General features: G+C 59.6%; 17 protein-coding genes. 5 read left to right on the forward strand and 12 right to left on the reverse strand.

Going from position 1 to position 21,519, the window contains the following annotated elements; genetic code table 11:
• Window positions 1-114: 114 nt before the first annotated feature.
• The 9 genes from purH to ACP15R_RS22550 all read right to left on the reverse strand — a co-directional run bounded on the left by purH (window position 115) and on the right by ACP15R_RS22550 (window position 10,609).
• A complete protein-coding gene (purH, locus tag ACP15R_RS22510; RefSeq protein WP_224868606.1) occupies window positions 115-1,689 on the reverse strand; it encodes a bifunctional phosphoribosylaminoimidazolecarboxamide formyltransferase/IMP cyclohydrolase in 1,575 nt (524 codons plus the stop codon).
• Between the two features lie 140 nt (window positions 1,690-1,829).
• On the reverse strand, window positions 1,830-2,129 hold the full coding sequence (fis, locus tag ACP15R_RS22515) for a DNA-binding transcriptional regulator Fis (protein WP_010132306.1): 300 nt from the start codon (window positions 2,127-2,129) through the stop codon (window positions 1,830-1,832).
• Window positions 2,126-3,163, reverse strand: a complete 1,038-nt coding sequence (dusB, locus tag ACP15R_RS22520) for a tRNA dihydrouridine synthase DusB (RefSeq protein WP_404804229.1) — start codon at window positions 3,161-3,163, stop codon at window positions 2,126-2,128. The genes fis and dusB overlap by 4 nt, the downstream gene beginning before the upstream one ends.
• 178 nt (window positions 3,164-3,341) lie before the next feature.
• Window positions 3,342-4,622 (reverse strand): DUF3426 domain-containing protein, encoded by a 1,281-nt coding sequence (locus tag ACP15R_RS22525; RefSeq protein ID WP_224868608.1) that lies wholly within the window; start codon window positions 4,620-4,622, stop codon window positions 3,342-3,344.
• A 99-nt stretch (window positions 4,623-4,721) separates the two neighbouring features.
• On the reverse strand, window positions 4,722-5,606 hold the full coding sequence (prmA, locus tag ACP15R_RS22530; RefSeq protein WP_224868609.1) for a 50S ribosomal protein L11 methyltransferase: 885 nt from the start codon (window positions 5,604-5,606) through the stop codon (window positions 4,722-4,724).
• Between the two features lie 375 nt (window positions 5,607-5,981).
• Window positions 5,982-7,325 (reverse strand): acetyl-CoA carboxylase biotin carboxylase subunit, encoded by a 1,344-nt coding sequence (gene accC, locus ACP15R_RS22535; protein WP_224868610.1) that lies wholly within the window; start codon window positions 7,323-7,325, stop codon window positions 5,982-5,984.
• Between the two features lie 16 nt (window positions 7,326-7,341).
• Window positions 7,342-7,812, reverse strand: a complete 471-nt coding sequence (gene accB, locus ACP15R_RS22540; RefSeq protein WP_224868611.1) for an acetyl-CoA carboxylase biotin carboxyl carrier protein — start codon at window positions 7,810-7,812, stop codon at window positions 7,342-7,344.
• Window positions 7,813-7,878: 66 nt separating this feature from the next.
• Window positions 7,879-8,316, reverse strand: coding sequence for a type II 3-dehydroquinate dehydratase (aroQ, locus tag ACP15R_RS22545; RefSeq protein ID WP_224868612.1), 438 nt, complete (start codon window positions 8,314-8,316; stop codon window positions 7,879-7,881).
• A 412-nt stretch (window positions 8,317-8,728) separates the two neighbouring features.
• Window positions 8,729-10,609 carry a protein-disulfide reductase DsbD family protein gene (locus ACP15R_RS22550; protein ID WP_224868613.1) on the reverse strand — a complete coding sequence of 627 codons (1,881 nt, stop codon included), beginning with the start codon at window positions 10,607-10,609 and terminating at the stop codon, window positions 8,729-8,731.
• 206 nt (window positions 10,610-10,815) lie between these two features.
• On the opposite strand from ACP15R_RS22550, the gene ACP15R_RS22555 reads away from it, so the two are divergent.
• The 4 genes from ACP15R_RS22555 (at window position 10,816) to ACP15R_RS22570 (ending at window position 14,874) form a co-directional block, all read left to right on the forward strand.
• Complete coding sequence (locus ACP15R_RS22555) at window positions 10,816-11,526, forward strand: N-acetylglucosaminyltransferase (protein WP_263601015.1); 711 nt, start codon at window positions 10,816-10,818, stop codon at window positions 11,524-11,526.
• Between the two features lie 62 nt (window positions 11,527-11,588).
• Window positions 11,589-12,137, forward strand: a complete 549-nt coding sequence (locus tag ACP15R_RS22560) for a copper chaperone PCu(A)C (protein WP_424988272.1) — start codon at window positions 11,589-11,591, stop codon at window positions 12,135-12,137.
• Between the two features lie 74 nt (window positions 12,138-12,211).
• The gene (locus tag ACP15R_RS22565; RefSeq protein WP_224868616.1) at window positions 12,212-12,790 is read left to right on the forward strand and encodes a YajG family lipoprotein; all 579 of its coding nucleotides are present in this window, start codon (window positions 12,212-12,214) and stop codon (window positions 12,788-12,790) included.
• A 290-nt stretch (window positions 12,791-13,080) separates the two neighbouring features.
• Window positions 13,081-14,874 carry a putative bifunctional diguanylate cyclase/phosphodiesterase gene (locus ACP15R_RS22570; RefSeq protein ID WP_224868617.1) on the forward strand — a complete coding sequence of 598 codons (1,794 nt, stop codon included), beginning with the start codon at window positions 13,081-13,083 and terminating at the stop codon, window positions 14,872-14,874.
• A 199-nt stretch (window positions 14,875-15,073) separates the two neighbouring features.
• Here the strand turns inward: ACP15R_RS22570 and ACP15R_RS22575 are convergent, their stop codons facing one another.
• On the reverse strand, window positions 15,074-16,078 hold the full coding sequence (locus tag ACP15R_RS22575) for an adenosine kinase (RefSeq protein WP_224868618.1): 1,005 nt from the start codon (window positions 16,076-16,078) through the stop codon (window positions 15,074-15,076).
• Window positions 16,079-16,432: 354 nt separating this feature from the next.
• On the opposite strand from ACP15R_RS22575, the gene mrcB reads away from it, so the two are divergent.
• On the forward strand, window positions 16,433-19,096 hold the full coding sequence (gene mrcB / locus ACP15R_RS22580) for a penicillin-binding protein 1B (RefSeq protein ID WP_224868619.1): 2,664 nt from the start codon (window positions 16,433-16,435) through the stop codon (window positions 19,094-19,096).
• Between the two features lie 31 nt (window positions 19,097-19,127).
• Here mrcB and hemB read toward each other — a convergent pair whose 3' ends face one another.
• Together hemB and hemL are read right to left on the reverse strand one after the other, a co-directional pair.
• Window positions 19,128-20,138, reverse strand: a complete 1,011-nt coding sequence (hemB, locus tag ACP15R_RS22585) for a porphobilinogen synthase (protein ID WP_224868620.1) — start codon at window positions 20,136-20,138, stop codon at window positions 19,128-19,130.
• 12 nt (window positions 20,139-20,150) lie between these two features.
• Window positions 20,151-21,434: a glutamate-1-semialdehyde 2,1-aminomutase gene (hemL, locus tag ACP15R_RS22590; protein ID WP_224868621.1), complete on the reverse strand. Its 1,284-nt coding sequence runs from the start codon at window positions 21,432-21,434 to the stop codon at window positions 20,151-20,153.
• Between the last annotated feature and the right edge of the window lie 85 nt (window positions 21,435-21,519).

The raw sequence follows: 21,519 nt of genomic DNA on the forward strand, positions 1-21,519 counted from the left end.
ACCCCCGCCCGCCTCGCTCCCCCCCAACCCCCGCCAGCCACAGCCCCTTCACGTCTGACTCTGCAGGTTGTTTACTGCAGAGTCATTACAACAGTCGTCGTTTGTGTGACGTTATCAGTGACGGAAGTGACGCATTCCGGTAAATACCATCGCCATGCCATGCTCGTCGGCTGCAGCGATTACTTCTTCGTCACGCATGGAGCCACCGGGCTGGATGACGGCGCTGATACCTACCTTGGCGGCGTTATCGATGCCGTCGCGGAAGGGGAAGAAGGCGTCAGATGCCATAACCGCGCCTTTTACTTCGAGGCCGGCGTGCTCGGCTTTGATCGCGGCGATGCGCGCGGAGTTCACGCGGCTCATCTGGCCGGCGCCAACGCCGATGGTGCGGCCGTCTTTGGCGTAGATGATGGCGTTGGATTTAACCATCTTGGCCACTTTCCAGGCGAACAGCAGTTCGTCCAGCTGCTCTGCGGACGGCTGTACTTTGGTGACCACCTTGAGGTCTTCCTTGGCCACCATGCCATTGTCTTTTTCTTGTACCAGCAGGCCACCGGTTACGCGCTTGTAGTCGAAGGCGGCGGGGCGCTCTGAGGTCCATTCGCCGCATTCCAGCAGGCGGACGTTTTTCTTGGCGGATACGGCCTGGGCGGCTTCGGCGCTGACCTTCGGGGCGATGATGACTTCGGAGAACTGCTTGTCGACGATCAGCTGGGCAGTCTCTAAGTCCAGTTCGCGGTTGAAGGCGATGATGCCGCCGAAGGCGGATTCCGGGTCGGTGGCAAAGGCCAGTTCGTAAGCGGTCTTGATGTCCGCAGCGACGGCAACACCACAGGGGTTGGCGTGCTTGACGATGACACAGGCCGGCTCGTCGAACAGTTTGACGGTTTCCAGGGCGGCGTCGGTGTCGGCGACGTTGTTGAAGGACAGTTCCTTGCCCTGCAGCTGGCTGGCGGTGGATACGGAGGCTTCGGTTGCATCTGCTTCTACGTAGAAGGCCGCTTTCTGGTGCGGGTTCTCGCCGTAGCGCATGTCCTGGGCTTTCTCGAACTGGGTGTTGAAGGTGTTCGGGAACTCGCGGGCTTCGTTCTTGGTGTTACGCGCGCCGAAGTGGTTGGCGATCATACCGTCGTACTGCGCGGTGTGTTCGAACGCCTGCACCATCAGGTCATAGCGGGTTTCGTAACCGAGCGCGCCGTCGTTGGCTTTCATCTCTTCGATCACGGTGTCGTAGCTGTGGGCATTAACCACGATGGCCACATCTTTGTGGTTCTTGGCCGCGGAGCGGACCATGGTGGGGCCGCCGATGTCGATGTTTTCGATGGCGGTGGGCAGGTCGCAGTTGGGGTCAGCGACGGTGGCCTTGAACGGGTACAGGTTCACCACAACCATATCGATGGGCTTGATGCCGTGTTCGTCCATTACCGCGTCGTCTTTGCCGCGACGGCCCAGGATGCCGCCGTGCACTTTCGGGTGCAGGGTCTTAACGCGACCGTCCATCATTTCCGGGAAGCCGGTGTAATCGGAAACTTCCACAACCGGGATGCCGGCTTCGCCCAGCTGGCGGTATGTACCACCGGTAGAGAGGATCTCTACGCCCATGGCGGAGAGTTCACGGGCGAACTCCACAATGCCGGTTTTATCGGAAACGCTGATCAGCGCGCGGCGAACGGCCACCTTGTCAGTCATATCGCATCGTCCATTCAGATGTGTAAAGAGCAGGTTAAAAACGTTGGAAATACAAATAGCGAGGGGGGATGAGCTCGGCTCATCCCCCCTCGTCGAATTTTTGCCGCCCAGGATATGGCTGCCTGGAGCGGTTGGCTGCCTTACAGCAGGCCGTAGCGCTTAAGCTTCTTGCGCAGGGTGCCCCGGTTGAGGCCCAGCAGCTGCGCTGCGCGGGTCTGGTTGTGGCGGGTGTGCTTCATCACCACTTCCAGCATAGGCGCTTCAATCTCAGACAGCACCATATCGTACACGTCGGTTACCATCTGTCCGTCCAGGTGGCGGAAGTAGTTTTCCATCGCGTGCTCAACCGCATCGCGCAAAGCTTGCGGCTGCTGTAGTTGAGTCTGGCCCCCAGTGGACACCACATCGCTGGTATCCGGAATTAATGCTTCGTTAGTCATGCCGCTTTTGCCCCTCTAGTTATTCGGCGTTCAAACCACTCACGAACGCTGGCATGTTGTGCTTCTGCGCTATCTATTCGGTTAAAGGTCTTACGAAACTCCTCGCTGTCCGCGAGTGTTTTTACGTACCAACCCACATGCTTACGGGCGATACGTACCCCCATAACCTCACCGTAGAAACGGTGCAGTTCACTCAAGTGAGTGATTAATATATCCCTGACTTCATCCAGTGAGGGCTCCGGTAGATGCTCCCCCTTTGCGAGGTAGTGAGCAATCTCCCGAAATATCCATGGACGTCCCTGAGCCGCACGGCCAATCATGACCGCTTTGGCGCCGGTGTAGTCCAACACCTTGCGGGCCTTCTCCGCGCCAGTTATGTCGCCATTGGCGAAGACAGGTATCTTCACCGCTGACACAATCTCGGCAATGGTATCGAATTCGGCCTGACCATGGTAGCCACAGGCGCGGGTGCGTCCGTGAACTGCCAGTGCAGAAATTCCGAAATCTTCGGCCATCTTGGCCACCGTTACCCCGTTGCGGGAATCCGGGCACCAGCCAGTGCGAATTTTCAGCGTCACTGGAACCGGTACCGAGGAAACCACCGCCTGCAGGATATCGGCGACCAGTTTCTCATCACGCAGCAGGGCAGAACCCGCTGCTTTTTTGCACACCTTCTTTGCGGGGCAACCCATGTTGATGTCGATGATCTGGGCGCCGCGCTCGACGTTTGCACGCGCGGCGTTGGCCATCATCTCTGGGTCACCACCGGCAATTTGCACCGAAATCGGCCCCGCCTCGCCGGCGTGGTTCAGGCGCATACGGGATTTGCGGCTGTTCCACAGACTGGTGTCGGAGGTGACCATCTCGGATACGACCAGACCTGCGCCGAGCTCGCGGCACAATTTGCGGAAGGGGCGATCGGTAACGCCGGCCATGGGCGCCAGGATAACTGGCGCTTCGATGTTATAGGGGCCTATGGCGAAGCTGCTTAGCAGTTCCGTGGGCAACGCACCCTCCCGCGGGTTTGGTCTCATCAGGTGTCAAAGAGCCGCCTATGATAGCGGCTGCCCGCCCACTGGAAAAGCGAAAAAGCGCTCAAATTGGTCGATGGCTGGCCGTTTGGGACGAACTTTGTGCAACAGTTTGTAGCAATATGCGCCACCGCACGTATTTTGCGTCTTCTGTTACGACCGGGCTATGTTCGCAGTGGGCTCAGTTCGGGGCGATACGCAGCTCGTAATTCACCGCGTCCGCGCCCGGGTCGACGATATCCAGCGCGATATGCACCGGGTTACCGGCGGGCATCAGGCGCCGGCCAGATAGTTCGCCGCGCAGGTAATCTTGCGGGCTAAACCGGCGGCTCGCCACCGGGCTGTTCTTCAGGTCAGTGAAGCGCAGCTGCAGGCTGGGGAAGGGCTGGTCGAACGGTGCGCGATTGAGCAGTACCGCCTCCACGGCAAGGGCGCCAGGGATCGTGGGGTGGCTGCGCACCACCAGATTGGCGGTGTGAATGGCATTGATGTCCACCTGCGGCGGCAAGGTGCAACCGATGTACGGGCAGACCTGGGCGTAGAGGTTGCGCCAGGGCTCACGCTTGCTGAGGGTGTCGAAGCCGAAGTAGGCGGTTTGCCCCGCCAACCCGAATATCAGCAGCAAGCTGCCGAGGGTCCACAGCCAGGTGGGAACGATATGGTGTCGCTTGGGCTGCCACGACATCTCAATTGGCGCGGCGCCGATGGATGAGATCAGCTGGTCCTTGGGCAGCAGCGGTGCCGATTCCAGCTGGCCGGAATCCAGATGGCGCGCATTCAGTTCCGTCAGGTCCAGTTGTGCATCCGTCAGGCTGCCGGGTTGATCGTCCGGGTGCAGAGAGAAATCATCAGCCGGAGAGGCGAGCAATTCGTCATGACCGGGTGTACCGGTACCATCTGTCGCTTCGAACTGCTCGGCGAACAGGTCATCGGCCGACTGCGTGGCGCGGCGATGGCGGGTGTTGCTGGACTCTTCCCGGGCCATTTCTTCCGCCCAGGGATTGTCGGGGGTATCGCCAATCCGGTCGAGGTCGTTGTTCAGGTCCAGCAGGTCGCGCTGCTGGTCATCGTCTTCTTCGCTACCGAGTTCCTGCCACTGCTGCTCACCAAAGGCGTCGTCGATCAGCGGGTTTTCGTCGTTCTTTTTGTCAGAGGTGGCGGCTTGTGCCGGCTGTTTCGGCGCAGCTTTAGCGGATCTGGGTAGATCTTCTTTCCCTGCCTGGTTATCGCCATCCAGGTCGATATCGTCGTGAATCAGAAAATCGTCGTCTTCCAGCAGTTCTTCTATGGCCTTTTTGTTGGCCGGCTGCGGATCGTCCTCGTTGAATACGATATTTTCGTCAGCGCGGAATACTTGCAGGCAGGAGCCACAGCGCACGGCACCGCGGGCGGCGCGCAGCTGCGGTTCGCTGACGTGAAACGAGGTGCTGCAGTGGGGGCAGCGGGTAACCAATTGCGACATGGGTTTCGACGATTATTGCTTTGGCGTGGGAGTTTATCAGTCGTGGGGCCCGCCGCGTAGCCCGAGGAGTCTCGGTTGCGGCGTAGTGCACCCAATGATTTATCGGACTCTGGTTCCGCTCAAGCGTACCCACTCTTCCTTTTCGCCATCTGCGTCGAAATCGATCCACTGGCTGTAGGCTGCTTTCACTTTCTCTGACTGGCTCGCCAGAATCCCGGACAGGCAGATGCGTCCACCGACCTTGGTGCGCTCCACCAGCTGCGGCGCCAGCTCAACCAGCGGGCCGGCAAGGATGTTGGCGAGCATAATGTCCGCGCTGGCATCTGCCGGCGTCTTCTCCGGCAGGTAAACCGGGAACCGCTCGGGCTCGAGGCCATTGCGCACGGCATTGTCGCGACTGGCAATCAGAGCCTGCGGGTCGATATCCGTACCCAGGGCACTTTCGGCACCCAATAAGATGGCGGCGATACCGAGGATGCCGGAGCCGCAGCCGAAGTCGATGGCAGTCTTGCCCTGCACGGATTCACCGGCGAGCCACTGCAGGCACAGGAAGGTAGTCGGGTGAGTGCCGGTACCGAACGCCAGGCCCGGATCGAGGATGATATTAACGGCCTCTGGTGCGGGCGGTTCGCACCAGCTGGGGCATATCCACAGGTTCTCGGCGCACTGGATGGGCTTGTAGTTGCTCATCCACTCCCGCTCCCAGTCCTTGTCTTCGAGCTGCTCCCAGCGGGCGTTGGGGAGGAGTTCACACAGGAATGAGGCGGCTTTGGCTTCGGTTACGCCGGTGTCGACCTCGGCATCGAACAGGCCGGTGACGAGGGTTTCGTCCCACAGGGGCGTCTCGCCGAGGCCGGGTTCGAGGATGGGCTGGTCGGCATTGTCTTGCAGGGTGACGGAGACGGCGCCGGCGAACAGCAGAGCATTTTCAATCTTCTCGGCTTGTTCGCGGTTGGTGTTTACTCGTAGCTGGAGCCAGGGCATTAGATGTTATCCGGAGTTTTTGGTTTTGAAGTGCTTGGGTGGCTCGTGGCGGCTCCGCTGTTGTTGGGGCTTTGCGGGACGCGCCGTAAACCCATCCATGGGGGCTCGGCTGCGGCCGTCCTGGCCGCAGACGGTCCCGCAAAGCCCCAACAACAGCGGAGCCTTCGATTCGAACTTGGGTGCATTCTACTAGAGAGCGTGAGCTTACAGGGTAGGAAAGGTAAGTCTGAAGGCAAAGTGCCGGGGAAAGGCTTTCAAAAGCGTCGGCGACAGGGACGTCGCCGACGCAGCGTACAGGGATGTATTCACAGCGGTTTTGAAAGCCTTTCCCCGGTGCTTTGGCGCCACCGGATTGGCTTCAAACCCTCGAAAGAATTACTCGAGTCCGAGCTTCTTCTCTAGGTAGTGAATGTTCACCCCACCCTTGGCAAATTCCGCATCCCGAACCAAGTCTTCCTGCAAAGGAATGTTGGTTTTGATACCGGTGATGATGGTTTCGCTGAGGGCGACACGCATCCGCGCCAGTGCGGTTTCACGGTCTTCCGCGTGGGTGATGATCTTGGCGATCATGGAATCGTAATTGGGCGGTACCGAGTAGCCCGCGTACAGGTGGGAGTCCACACGTACGCCCAAACCACCGGGTGCGTGGAAATTTTCCACCTTGCCCGGGCTCGGGAAGAAGGTCTTCGGGTCTTCTGCGTTAATGCGACACTCGAACGAGTGGCCGGTGATCTTGATGTCTTCCTGTTTGAAGGAGAGCTTCTCACCCGCACATACGCGGATCTGCTCTTTAATCAGGTCAACGCCAGTCACCATTTCCGATACCGGATGCTCAACCTGAATACGGGTGTTCATCTCGATGAAATAGAAGCGCTCGTTTTCGTACAGGAATTCGAAAGTGCCCGCACCGCGGTAGCCGATATCAATACACGCCTGCACACAAGAGTCCTGCACTTCCTTGCGCACCGCATCCGGAATGCCCGGTGCTGGCGCTTCTTCCAGAACCTTCTGGTGGCGACGTTGCAGTGAGCAATCGCGATCACCAAAATGCACGGCGTTACCCTGCCCGTCGGACATCACCTGGATCTCCACGTGACGCGGATTCTGCAGGAATTTCTCCATATAGACGGTGCTGTCGCCAAACGCTGCAGCGGCTTCGGACTTGGTTACCGCGATGGAATTTACCAGCGCGCCTTCGCTGTGTACCACGCGCATACCGCGACCACCACCACCGGCAGCCGCCTTGATGATGACCGGGAAACCAATCTTGCGCGCGATTTCCAGGCAGCGTTCACCGTCGTCCGGCAGCGGGCCGTCAGAACCGGGTACCGTAGGTACGCCGGCTTTCTTCATCGCGGCGATTGCGGAAACCTTGTCGCCCATTAGGCGAATCACGTCCGCGTCCGGGCCAATAAAGGTAAAGCCGCTTTTCTGTACCTGCTCGGCGAAATCCGCATTCTCAGCGAGGAAGCCGTAACCTGGGTGCACCGCCACCGAATCGGTGATTTCCATCGCCGCGATGATCGCGGGGATATTCAGGTAGCTCTGGGGGGATGGGTTGGGGCCGATACATACGGCTTCATCCGCCAGGCGTACGTGCTTGAGGTCGCGGTCGACCTGTGAGTGCACCGCAACCGTGGCGATGCCCATTTCCTTACAGGCGCGCAGCACCCGCAGGGCAATCTCGCCGCGGTTGGCAATCAGAATTTTTTCAAACATGCGTAAACGCCCCCGCTCAAGAAATAACGACGAGCGGCTGGTCGAACTCTACCGGTTGGCCGTCTTCTACCAGAATTGCCTCAATGGTACCGGCCTTGTCCGCTTCAATCTGGTTCATCATTTTCATGGCTTCAACGATGCAGATGACGTCGCCAACTTTTACCTGCTGGCCAACCTTCACGAAAGGATCGGCACCTGGGCTGGAGGCTGCATAGAAGGTACCAACCATTGGGGACTTAACCGGGTGGCCAGTCAGTGCAGGGACCGCTTCTTCCGCGGGTGCGGCTGGTGCAGCGGCAGGCGCGGCGGGCGCCTGCGGTGCAACGGGCGCAGCGGCCATCGGCATTGCCATGTGTGGCATCTGTATCGCGGCGCCACTGGGGCCACGGCTGATGCGCACGGATTCTTCACCTTCTTTAATCTCCAGCTCGCCGATGTCGGACTCTTCGAGCAGTTCGATCAGTTTCTTGATTTTGCGGATATCCATAACAGTTCACTCTTGATCTTGTGTATACCGGTTCCCCGACACGCAGTCGGGAAATGAAAATCTTGTTCAGCCCAGTTGCTTGAGCGCAGCCCCCACGGCCAGCGTGTAGCTATCGGCGCCAAACCCACAAATCACGCCCTTGGCCAAATCGGACAGGTAGGAGTGATGGCGGAAAGACTCGCGGGCGTGCGGATTCGACAGGTGTACCTCGATAAACGGGATGGCTACACCGGCCAGGGCATCGCGCAGCGCCACACTGGTGTGGGTAAAGGCCGCAGGATTGATCACAATGATGTCCACCTTGTCGGCAAAGGCCTGGTGAATACGTGCCACCAGCTCACCTTCGTGGTTGCTTTGCAGGCTGTCGAATGCGCAGCCGGCCTCCGCACACTGCGCGCTGGCAGCTTCATCAATCTGGGAAAGGGTCGTGGAACCGTAGATTTCTGGCTCGCGGGTGCCCAGCAGGTTCAGATTGGGGCCGTGTAGCAAAAGCAGTTTAGCCATTCTGTGCCTCGGTAAAGCGCGCAAAATTGTGACTAAAATCGGGAAAAAGTCATGTAAGTTCCCGGAAAACCGCGTCACAAGGGGTGTTTGGCAAATTTCGCTTGGAGTTTGCCGTAAAAGTGACCCCCTGTCCATGCCTCAAATGACGAAAAAGAGACGTTGCGCGCAGTTCGCCGAAGTTAGCGACCTAATTGCCGTAGTTTTTCATGAAGAGGTGGCGTTTTCGCCAGCGTGAATGGCCACAATGGCGTTTTGGCCGAAAAGCGGGGTTCGGTTCTGCGGCGGCGGTTATAGCGAGGATGATGACGGCGAGGGAGATGGCGGAAGCGCTAGGGCAACCGATGAACGGCGCAGCTAGTTGGCTGCGCAGTAAGTTGGGGTTGCCGGTGGCGTCACCACCGGCAGTGGGGAGCTAGCGGGTGACGGACTCTGCGAGTCGCTCTTCGCTCACGGCGCTGTGCATAGCGGTTAGCAGACCGTCGCGGGTCAGGATTTGCGGCAGAATCTGTGGTTCACCGCCGCCCTCGGGAAACAGCAGGTATAGCGGTACGCTGGAGCGGCCATAGCGCGCGAGTAGCTCGGTGATTTGTGGGTCCTGGTTGGTCCAGTCTCCTTTCAGTGCGGTAATACCCAGATCTTCTACCGCCGCGGTAATGCGGTCGCTGGAAAGTACGACTTTTTCGTTCGCCAGGCAGGTGATGCACCAGGCTGCGGTCATATTGATCAGCACCGGGCGGCCTTCACTGCGCGCTGCTGCCAGAGCCTCTGGCGAGTAGGTCTGCCAGTAATCGCTTTTGTTCGCTTGAGACGGCTGGCCGGCATTGCTGTCGAGATTAGGCAGTACCCAAATGGCGCCGGCAACCGCGATCACCGCGGTGCTGGTGCGCAGCCAGGTCTTGCCAGTGGTGGCCGGGCGAGGCCACAGCCACAGGGCGAAGGCGATGGCGACCGCGCCGGCCAGAACCAGGGCAACACCGTCACTGCCGCTCTGGCGGCCCAGTACCCACAACAGCCAAACCGCGGTCAGGTACATGGGGAAGGCCAGCAGTTGCTTGAGCGTTTCCATCCAGGGGCCGGGGCGCGGCAGGCGCTGCGCCAGTGCGGGAATATAGGTAAGCAGCAAGAAGGGCGCCGCCATGCCGAAGCCGAGGGCGGCGAATACCGCGAGTGCCACTGGCGCGGGTTGGGTCACAGCAAAGCCCAGTGCCGAGCCCATCATGGGTGCCGTGCACGGGCTGGCCACGACGGTAGCCAGTGCGCCTGTGGAGAAGGAGCCGCCCAACCCTTTGCTTTCACTGTTGGCGCCGAGGCCCATCAGGCGACCACCGAGCTCGGTCAGTCCGGACAGGCTAAGACCCATGGCGAAAAACAGGTAGGCCAATGCCGCAACCACTACCGGTGACTGCAGCTGGAAGCCCCAACCGACGGCCTCCCCTGCGGTTCTGAGGGCCAGCATCAGAGTGGCAATCAGCAGGAAGGTTGCGACCACGCCCGCGGTGTAAGCCCAGCCGTGCAGTCGCTGGCGGTCGCCACTATTGGTAATGGTCAGCGCCTTAATGGACAACACCGGGAAGACGCAGGGCATCAGGTTCAGCAGCATGCCACCACCAAAAGCCAGCGCCATGGCCAGTAACAGGCTGGAGAAAAGGGTGCTGCCGGCGCTGCCGGCGAGGGGCGCAGAGCTGCCGCTTGGCGCACCGCCGGGACTAGAGCCCAGACCACCACTACCTTCGGCAGGAGTGGCGGTTTTTTGCACCAGATCCAGCTCAAAATTACGTGTTTGCGGCGGATAGCACAGGCCGGCATCCGCGCAGCCCTGATAGTTCACCTGCAGGCGGGCCTTACTGGTTCCCGCGGGCAGCGCCAGCGGAACTTCCAGCTGCCAGCGATACACTTCGGTTTCTTTTTCGAAATAGTCGTCCCAGATCACCTCGCCGCTTTCCAGCGAGAGCGGCAGTTCGGTTTTGTCTTCGCCGTTCAGTAGGTAGACCGATAGCTTGTCTCGGTACAGGTAATATTCCGGGGCGATTTGGAACAGGGCGGCCGCATCCGTGTCATTTAACAGGACGTCCAGCTGGTAGGCTTCGTCCACTGGCAGGAAGTCGTCCTGACCACCACTGAGCGCGGCGAACGGATTCTCCTGTTGTGCGCTTGCCGGAGCGCTCAGCAGCACGCTGCACAGCAATGCCGCCAGCAGAGCTATTGCGGCCCCCAGCTGGCTGAGTGGCGAGCGCTGCCTGTTCGACGGGTGGTGCGGATAAATTTCTCGCATGCCGGAAGTGTTCGCAGTCATCGGTAATAAAATTCTTTATAGTCGGGTCAGATTGGACTGTTATTGCAAGCCGTCGTTCCCCGGTTGCAGGGGGCGGGCTCAGGTTGGATTCTGGCGTTTGCCGCAACCTGTGCATGATTGCGCTGGCAGTATAACGGTGGTGTCGGTACAAAAAAACAACAGTTGCTCCAGTGGGTGACTGCTGCAGGGAGGTGGGTATCAGAAAGTTGAAGGCGGTCACTGTTTTCGCAACCGGTGCGGTTGTGCTGCTGGCAGGGTGTGCGACGCCGCCGCCTCCAGCGCCGCAAGTGGTCGTGCCACCGGCGCCCACGGGCCCCAGCCCGGAAGAGGTACGCCAGCGCACCATCCGCCACTTTCTGACGCGTGCGGAAGTGGCACAGCGCGAGGGGTTTATCACGATGCCGGCCGGTGCCAGCGCCTACGATTTTTATCTGCAGGTACTGCAACTGGACCCCGGTAATACCCAGGCCAAGGCGGGCATCCAGACCCTGGTGATGCATCAGGTGGACCGGGCGCGCGATGCCTTGCGCCGGCGGTCCTTCGGGCAGGTCAACAGCCTGCTAAATACGGCGGACGAAATTGCGCCCGGCAACCCCTTATCAGCGGAGGTGCGCGCGCAATTGCAGCGCGAGCAGCAGCGTGCCCGGCAGGATGTGACTTTGGACGGGCCCGGTGCACAGACTGTGGCACTGCCGCCAGCCGAGCTGTCGGCGCGCTCGGAGGCCATGGTGCAGATGCTCGCGACGACCGCCCAGCGTATCCAGCAGCATCAGTTGCGGGTGATTATTGTTGCGCGCGACGATGCAGAGGGGCGCTGGATCTACAGCCAGTTGCGCCAGGCGGTGCCCGGATACCGGGTTCGAGGCGACATAAAGCTCGGCAATCCACCGCGTTTACTGTTACAAAAGAGTCGTTAAGCCACGCGTGCCAGAGTGTGGGGTGGGCGTTTCGCAACCTATATCTATGGGGGGAGTCGATAATGAAAAATAATCACGCAGTGACTGGCCTGTTGCGGGGCATAGTTCTGCTGTCTTTGTTTGCTGCTGGCGCGATACACGCAAGCGAGTCGAGCGGCCAGCGGACTGTTGAGCAACTCAGCGCCGTCGGCTACGCCCGGGAAATGCCTCCGGGTGCGCCAATGGGGGCCGCCTACCTGGCGCTGCAAAATTTGTCCGCGAGCGAATATGTGCTTGAGCGCATCGAGTTGCCCGCCCATCCAGAGGGTCGTGTGGAGCTGCACACCACCCTGCATGAGGGTGGTGTAAGCAAGATGCGTGCTCTGGAGAAGCTCGCCTTGCCGGCGCAGGCTTCCATAGAGATGCGTCCCGGTGCCACGCATCTGATGGTGCATGGCGTGCGACTGAAAGCTGGAGCACAGCTGCCGGTGAAGCTCGTATTTGCTGACGGCAGCAGCTACCAATTCTCGCTTCCGGTATTGGGACCTAATGATGTACTGCCTGCGGGAATGAGCACGGAGGTGGAGCAGGAAGGTCATCATCACCATCACGGGCACCATGGGCATGGTTAACGTGTAACAGAATCCCTAACTGAAATATATATTGCCGCTGTTTGCGGCCCTTACTGATAAAAAAGGAGCCTTTTATGAAAACACTGCTTGCGATATTAGCAACAGGTTTTGCGGTCATGCTGGGTGGCTGTGCGCACAGCCCGGTGCAGGTTGAAATCAAGCCGCAGGTGAGCGTTGCCGTGGATAATATCGGAGCGGGTTATACCCTTTCCGCCCGTGGTGCCAATCAACTGAGCAACGACGGCCTCGGTTCGCTGGGTGGTATCTACTCCGATTCCTCAAATGTGACCCTGGCCAATAACATTGACCGGGCGATTGCCGATGCGCTGTATCAGGGGTTTGAAGCCTGGTCATTCCGCGCCGTGGAAGGCGGCGGCGATGTGCAGGTGGTAGCGACTCTAACCGACTTGCGCTACACCAGCCCGAACAAGCTCTATACCACCAAAGTCGACTCTGGCGCGGCGATTCAGCTGCAGGTCACGGTAAAGGGCGCTACATTTTTTGGTAATTACAGCACCAGTGGTAAAGACCGCAACCTGATCAAGCCGAGCAAGGAAGAGGTGCAGAGCACCATTAACCAGCTGCTGAGCGCTACTTTGCAGCGCGCGTTTGAAGATGAAAAATTAAAGTCGTTCTTGCGCCAGCACCTGTGATGGGTGGGGTTGGTTTTGTGCTGGCCTGAAAATATTTCCTAAAAGTTTGTGAATTTACACACAATTTGTAACAGGGAGTGCCCAAGGGTTACCGCGCCAGCGCGGAAATCGGTATTATTTTGAGAAGTTTGTTTTCGCTCGGAAATTGTCACCAATCCGGTGTACAGTTAATTCCGTACGCAATGCATTCGTTACGGTAAGTGGTTGCGCCGCTCTGAGCATCCTGGCATCTGGCCGTTGCCGTGTTGTAGAAGCGGGCCACTTGCACAGGCGATTGAACTGGATGTCCCTTGACTGAATTTGATTCTCAAAATGCCACCTTTCATGGTCAGCTCGATGCATCGACGCCTGATATGGCGCCCAGTGCACAGATGAGCCCGGCTGCTGCCGAACTGGCGCTGGCGGAAGTGGCCGATGGCGTAGTGATTACCGATCGTTATGGCCGCATCCGTTACAGCAACCCACTCGCTGGCGAGCTGTGCGGCAGCCTTGTGGGCTTGCTGCCCGGTCAGATTTTGTCGGAATGTCTCAGTCTTGAAGATGATGAGGGTGTGGCATTAGACCTGGCCCTAAATACAGGTGACGCTGCCGCGGAAGTGGTGCCAAGCCGTCGCGAGCTTCGCGCCAACTTGCGCAGGCAGGGGCAGCGGGGCGCGCACAGTGAGGCAGACCTGGTTGAAATCAGTGTTCAGATAAACAGTGTCAAAGACGGCGTGAGCCTGGATGGTTATGTCGTGGTTCTGCGGCACACGTCGGAAGCACGGCGTATTTCTTCCCGCCTCAGCTGGCAAAGCAGTCACGATACGCTCACGCGCCTTCCCAATCGTCAGACATTTGAGCAGGCCCTGCAGCAATTGCTCAATCGGGATGCCGGCCCGCGCCAGCATCATATCCTGCTGTATCTCGATGTCTATCAATTCAAAGTGGTCAACGACACCCTCGGCTACAACGCCGGCGACGCGCTGCTGGTCGCCATAGCAGGCATCCTTACCCAGTGTCTGGGCAAGAACGATTTATTGGGGCGCGTGGGCAGCGATGAATTTGCTCTGTTGCTCCGCGATTGCACGCTGGAAGAAGCCAAGCGTATCGTCACGCGCCTGCGCGAGGCGGTAAATGATTTTGTATTCGAGTGGGAAACCAGTGAAACCCACCCTGCCCTGTCCATCGGTGCGGTGAGTGTGGACGCCCATGCACCACCCTCCAGTCAGCTACTGGCAACTGCCAATGATGCGTGTAGTGCGGCCCGGGAACAGGGGCGCAACCGGGTGAAATTCTTTGGTGATTCGCGCAAAGCGCTGGAGAAACGCCGTGAGGGCACCTGGTTGGCAGAGATCCATGCGGCAATCCGCGATGATCGGCTGATGCTCTATCGCCAGCCCGTGGTCGCACTGCAGGAAAAAAACCGGATTCATCACTACGAAGTACTGGTGCGCATGCGTGGGCGCGATGGCGACATAATATCTCCGGGGCTATTTTTACCGGCCGCGGAACGCTACGGTATTATCGATGAACTGGATCGCTGGGTGATTCGCAAGATCTTCAAGTACATGGCACTTGAGCAGAGCAGCGGCGCGGTTGGTTTCCATTATGCGATCAATGTTTCCGGTATCAGCCTTGGTGATGAGTATTTTGCGGATTTTGTGCTGCGTGAGCTAACGGATACGGGCGTTGCGCCGTCGCGGGTACAGTTTGAAATTACCGAAACCAGTGCGATCAATAACCTGGATCGTGCGCTGATGTTTATTCACAAGTTGCGCGCGGCCGGCTGCAGTTTTGCGCTGGATGATTTTGGCCGCGGCGCTTCCTCACTGGCGTATTTGCGTCAGCTGCCGGTGGATTACCTGAAGATCGACGGCTCCTTTGTGCGCAATATGCTGGAGGATGAAATCGACAGTGCGATGGTGAGTACGGTGGACCACCTGGCCAAGCGTATGGGGATCAGCACCATTGCGGAATTTGCTGAAACTCCGGAGCTACTGGAGCGGCTGCGTTTGATGGGGGTGGATTACGCACAGGGGTTTGGTATTGCCGCTGCGGCCTGCCTGCCCGAGATCAGCGGGCCGCGCCCGACGTCTGTGGATTGATCGATTAATTGGCCGTTTGAGTAGCTCTGAATTTCCGGCGGTGGCGCCAAGGCGCTGGGCAAGGGTTTTCAGGGGCGGGCGAGGCGCCCCCCCCCTTTGTGAATACGTCCATCTACGCTGCGTCGGCGACATTCCTGTCGTCGATACACCTAAAAAGCCTTGTCCGGCGCTTTGTCTTCGTGTCTTGTTTCTTAGCTGCTCAAGCGTTTGCCGTTTGCTCCAGCAGTTCTTTGTGCTGCTCCGCGCGCAAGCGCGGACCATACTGACTCACCACCTGCGCTGCCGCCCGGCAGGCCAGTTCACCGGCATCGGTAAAGCTCATCCCGCGGTTGATCCCATACAGGAAGGCGCCCGCAAACATGTCGCCGGCACCGTTGGTGTCGATGGCGTTTACCTTCGGGCTGGATACGCGGTATTCCTGTTCGCCGTCCCACAGCAGTGCGCCGTCGGCGCCCAGGGTGATGGCGAAAGCTTTGCTGTGCTTGCGCAGGGTCTGCGCGGCTTCCTGCAGGGAGTCGGTAGCGCAATATTGCAGGGCTTCGTCACGGTTGCAGAACAGCAGGTCGACGCCACCGCCGATCATTTCTTTCAGGCCGTCGTGGAACAGTTGCACCATCATGGGGTCGGATAAGCTCAGAGCGGTTTTTACGCCGCTGGACTCGGCCTGTTCGCGCAGGGCAATGGCGGCACCGCGACCGGTGGGTGACGACACCAGATAGCCTTCGATGTAAGCCCAGCGGGACTGCGAGAGCGCATCGCTGTCGAGTTCATTGACTGACAATTCGGCGCTGATACCCAGATAAGTATTCATGCTGCGCTCAGCGTCGGGGGTGATCAGTACCAGGCATTTGCCGGTGGTGCCCACAGCGGCGTTGTTCAGAACCTCCGGGTAGTTCACGCCTGCTGCGGTCAGGTTGTCGCGGTAGAAGTTGCCGTTGGCATCGTCTGCGACCTTGCAGGAGTAGAAAGTGTCGAGGCCGAAGTAGCTTGCTGCAATGATGGTATTGGCCCCGGAGCCGCCGCAGGCGTGGCTGGCGGTGACCAGATGGTTTTTGAGGTCGTCCACCAGCTGTTGCTGGCGTGCGTCGTCCACCAGGGTCATGACCCCTTTATCCACGCCGAGGGTCTTCAGGTCGCTGTCGGTGACTTCAATTTCCGTGTCGAGCAGGGCGGCGCCAATGCCATAGAGTTCATACTGGTGCATGGGGTCGGGAGTCCGTGATTATTTGGCTGGTGAATTTGGGAATGCGCGCATTATGGCGGCCACCCGGTCGAGTGCAAGTTTAGCGCTCGCTGAGCGCTGCGGTTGTTTCCACAGCACACTAGGCGGTGGCGCATCGTGACCCATTGGGTTTGACTTGTGTGCGGCCGACCTTATAAATGCCGCCTATAACAGCTTATGGTGCGGCTGGGCTCCAGACGTATACGGCTGAGTGTATACAAGTTAAGGGTATACACGCGGGCCGCAAGTGATTAAGTCGCCGTGCCGGCCCAGCGCATGTGCTGTTAGCGAATTATTTTACGTTCCTGTGAAGTTTCAAGAGTTACCCGGATATCTATGCCAGCAACAAAACGTCGTACCCAGAAAAAGCGCGCTAACCGAAAAGAGGGGCGCCTGGGCCGTTGGATCAAGCGGCTGAGCTTGCTGGCCTTGCTCGGTGTGTTGGTGCTGGCCGGCTATATGGTGTGGCTGGATATGCAGCTGCGCGAGCGTCTCGACAGCCGCCAGTACCAGTTGCCTGCACGCGTGTTTGCGCGGCCGCTGGTATTGCAGGAAGGCATGGTGATGCGCCCGGATGAGTTGGAGGCAGAGTTCTCTGCGCTCAACTACAAACAGGCGTCGCCCGTGGATGAGCCCGGCCAGTGGCAACGGGAAGGCATGGAATACGTGGTGTGGCGTCGTGATTTTGTCCATCCGGACCGCCGCGAACGGGAGGCCAAGGTGCACTTCCGCCTGCGCAATGACGAGTTAACCAATCTGCGCGACGAAAGTGGCGCGGCGCTGGAAGAGTTCCGCCTGGATGCGGCGCCCATCGGCACCTTGCTTGGTGGGGGTGACGACCGCACGCCGGTGCGCATTACCGAAATTCCACCGTTACTGGGTGCCACGCTGATTGCCGTGGAAGACCAGGATTTTGCCCATCATTTCGGGGTTTCCCCTCGTGGTATTGCTCGCGCCATGGTGGCCAACTTGCAAGCGGGCACCGTGGTGCAGGGCGGTTCAACCATCACCCAGCAGCTGGTGAAGAATATTTTCTTCGATCACAAGCCGAGCCTGTGGCGAAAATTCAATGAAGCCCTGATGGCGATCCTGATGGAGGTCCATTACGACAAGGCCTACATCCTGCAGGAATACATCAATGAGGTGTGGCTGGGTCAACAGGGCAGCCGCGCAATTTATGGCTTTGGTCTGGCGTCGGAGTTTTATTTTCACAAGCCTCTCAACCAGTTGGAACCGCATCAAATGGCTTTGCTGGTTGGGCTCGCCAAGGGCGCTTCCTACTACAACCCCTGGCGACACCCCAAGCGCGCGCTGGAGCGCCGCAATATCGTGCTCGATGTGATGCAGGAGCAGGGGCTGATCAGTGAGCAGGACCTGCAACGGCTCAAGGCCAAGCCGCTGGAAGTGGCAACCAAAGGTGCAGCCGCGCAGAACCCCTATCCCGCGTTTACCGAGCGCCTTCTTGAAGAGCTGCGCCCGTATTACTCCGTGGAAGAGCTGCGCACCGCCGGCCTGCGGGTTTACACCACGCTTGCGCCATCGGTGCAGAAACTGGCAGAGGACGCGATTAGCCAGGGTGCCGACAAGCTGGAAAGTGACCGCAACATCGAGGCCAACTCGTTACAGGGGGCCACGGTAATTCTGGAAAATCACAGCGGTAATGTGTTGGCGATGGTGGGCGACCGCCGCCCCCACTATCCAGGGTTTAACCGCGCTCTGGAAGCAAATCGTCAGGTTGGCTCACTGATCAAGCCCGCCATCTATCTGACGGCGCTGGAACGGCCGCACGAATTTAACCTGGCCACGCTCATCGACGATGCACCCATTCGCGAAGTGGCGGCCGACGGCCAGGTGTGGATGCCCGCGAACTTTGATAACCGCAGCCATGGCCAGGTACCGTTGTATGTGGCGCTGTCGCGTTCCTACAACCAGGCCACCGCGCGTTTGGGGTTGGATCTGGGTATCGAAAATGTGCGCGAGACGATTCGTCGGCTGGGCGTCGAAGCGACTTTGCCGCGGGTGCCTTCGCTGTTCCTGGGGGCGGTAGAAATGACCCCCTTCGAGGTGGCCGGCATGTACCAGACTATGGCCAATGGCGGAGAACATGTGGAGCCGCGTACCTTGTTGGCGGTGTCCGACGCAGTGGGCGATCAAGTGCAGCGCTTCCGCCCGAAAATGGACCGCGGTGTGGATGCGGTGCCGATCTATTTACTGCGCTACGGACTGGAACAGGTGATGCGTGAGGGTACCGGTAAGAGTGCCTATCGCCGCTTGCCCAACAGTGTCCCCTTTGCCGGCAAAACCGGTACTACCAACAATTACCGCGACAGCTGGTTTGCCGGATTTAGCCCGGGAGTGACGGCGGTGGTGTGGCTTGGCCGCGACGATAACGAGCGCACCGAGCTGACCGGCGCGACCGGCGCATTGACGATCTGGACCGATATCATGCGCAAGCTGCCCCATCGTCATGGGCGCATTCAGGCGCCCCGTGGTGTCGAGTGGAAGCCGGTGAACCAGAAAGGGGAGTACATGGACCCGCGGCACTGCGAGGGTGGGCGCGAAATTCCAGTGTCGGTTGAAAGCCGCCTGAAGACCGATCCCCGCTGCGAGCGCCGTGGCTGGTTCCGCAATTGGTTTGATCGCGACGACGAAAATGTGGCACCGCGAGAAGATATGAGTCCGGGCTGGGGCATTGATCCGGAGCAGCAACGCCGCGAGCAGATGCAGGAGCAGCGCGAACGCGAACAGCAATTGCGCGAGCAGCTGGAGCGCGAAGAGCAGCTTGGCCCGGAACAGTATCAGCAGATTCCACCAGATGAGGCGGAGCGCTTGCGCCGCCTTGAGGAGTCCGCGCGTTTGCAGGAGCAGCGTTATCAGGAAGAAGAGCGGCGCGCCCAGGAAGAGCGGCGCCGGCTAGATGAGCGCCAGCGTCGCAGCGGTGTGCCGGTGGAAGATGCGCAGCCCTGGCCACCGCAGCAGGAAGAAGATCAGTGGCCCTGACGCTGGTTGGTCGGAGCGCTTGAGTCGTTAATTACCCCTGTAACAGGCGCGCAGCCTCTTCCGCAAAATACGTGAGTACACCATCGGCGCCGGCGCGTTTGAATGCCAGCAGGGATTCGAGAATCACGGCGTCGCGATTCAGCCAGCCATTTTCGAACGCCGCGCAATGCATGGCGTATTCACCGCTGACCTGATAGGCAAACGTCGGCACCTTCAGCTCGTCCTTTACCCGTCGCACCACGTCCAGATACGGCATGCCCGGCTTCACCATAATCATGTCGGCGCCTTCCGCCAGATCCAGCGCGCACTCGTGCAGCGCTTCGTCGCCGTTGGCCGGGTCCATCTGATAGCTGAACTTGTTGGCGCCCTTCAGGTTGCCGGCGGAGCCCACCGCATCGCGAAACGGCCCGTAGTAACTGGACGCGTATTTGGCGGCGTAAGACATGATCTGGGTGTTGGCGTGGCCATCCCGTTCCAGCGCGGCGCGCACTGCGCCGATACGCCCGTCCATCATGTCGGACGGCGCGACCACATCGGCGCCGGCCTCCGCGTGGGACAGGGCCTGCTGTACCAGCACTTCCACGGTATCGTCGTTAACGATATAGCCCGCATCGTTCATCAGGCCGTCCTGGCCGTGGCTGGTAAACGGGTCCAGTGCCACATCGGTAATCACACCGAGTTCCGGTGCGGCGTCCTTGAGTGCGCGCACTGCGCGCTGGGCCAAGCCATCTTTGTCGTAGGCGGCGCGCGCGTCGTCGGATTTCGCCGACGGGTCTACCACCGGGAACAGTGCCACCGCCGGGATACCGAGTAGCACTAATTCTTTGGCCTTGGCGGTGAGCAGGTCGACACTCAGGCGTTCCACGCCGGGCATGGAGGCCACTTGCTGGGTCTCGCCGCGGCCCTCGATCACGAACAGTGGCAGGATCAGGTCATCACGGCTCAGGCGGTTCTCCCGCACCAGGCGGCGGGAAAACTCGCTGGCGCGCAGGCGGCGCGGGCGGCTGTGCGGGAACTGTCCACGGTGGGAAGTGAAGCTCATGGCAGTTCTCGCTTATTTCAGTTTGGCGAAGACGTTTTTCGCCGCGTCGATGGTGGCTTCGATATCTTCGTCGGAGTGCGCCGCGGACATAAAACCGGCTTCATAAGAGGCCGGTGCCAGGTACACACCTTCTTCCAGCATGCCGTGGAAGAAGCGGTTGAAGCGGTCGGTGTCGCACGCCATTACCTGCTGGTAGTTGGTGACCTGGTCGGCGTCGGTAAAGAAGAAACCGAACATGCTGCCGACTTTATTGGCGGTCAGCGGAATGTCCGCCGCCTTGGCGGCATCCAGCACGCCTTCCACCAGCCGGTCGGTCTTGGCTGTCAGTTCCTCGTACAGGCCCGGCTCTTGAATCAGCTGCAGGGTTTCCAGTCCCGCCACCATGGCCATGGGGTTCCCGGACAGGGTGCCGGCCTGGTACACCGGACCCAGTGGTGCAATCTGCTCCATGATTTCGCGCTTGCCGCCGAAGGCGCCTACCGGCATACCGCCGCCAATGACCTTGCCCAGGGTGGTGATGTCCGCGTCGATGCCGAAGTGCCCCTGTGCGCCGGTCAGGCTCACCCGGAAACCGGTCATTACTTCGTCGAGAATCAGTACCGCACCGGACTGGTCACACACCTCACGCAGGGCTTCCAGGAAGCCGGGAATCGGCGGGATGCAGTTCATGTTACCGGCAACCGGCTCCACGATAATGCACGCGATCTGATCGCCAATTTCGGCGAAGCACTTTTTCACACCTTCAATATCGTTGTAGGTGAGGGTGATGGTGTGGTCTGCCAGTGACGCGGGCACGCCCGGGGAGGACGGTACGCCCATGGTCAGCGCGCCGGAGCCGGCTTTTACCAGCAGGGAATCGGAGTGGCCGTGGTAGCAGCCCTCGAACTTCACGATCTTGTCGCGGCCGGTGTAGCCGCGCGCCAGGCGGATGGCGCTCATGGTGGCTTCGGTACCGGAGTTTACGAAACGCACCAGGTCCATGTTCGGCCATACACGGCACAGCTCTTCCGCCAGCTCGGTTTCCAGTTCGGTGGGCGCGCCAAAGCTCAAGCCGGACTGGGCCTGCTCCACGACCGCGTCGATCACTTCCGGGTGGGCGTGACCCAGCACCATCGGTCCCCAGGACTGTACGTAGTCGATGTAGCGTTTTTCATCCGCGTCATACAGGTAGGCGCCTTCGGCGCGCTCGATAAATACCGGAGTGCCGCCCACTGCGCGGAAGGCGCGCACCGGCGAGTTAACGCCGCCGGGGATGACTTTCTGGGCTTCGGCAAAGAGAGTTTCGGACTTGCTCATAGAAATACAGATACCGGGTAGGGAGCGGTGATGGGAGCACCGGGATGAAAATTTGCGCGTATTATCCGCGCCCCGGCCGCGCACC

Source organism: Microbulbifer sp. S227A, from assembly GCF_049800935.1.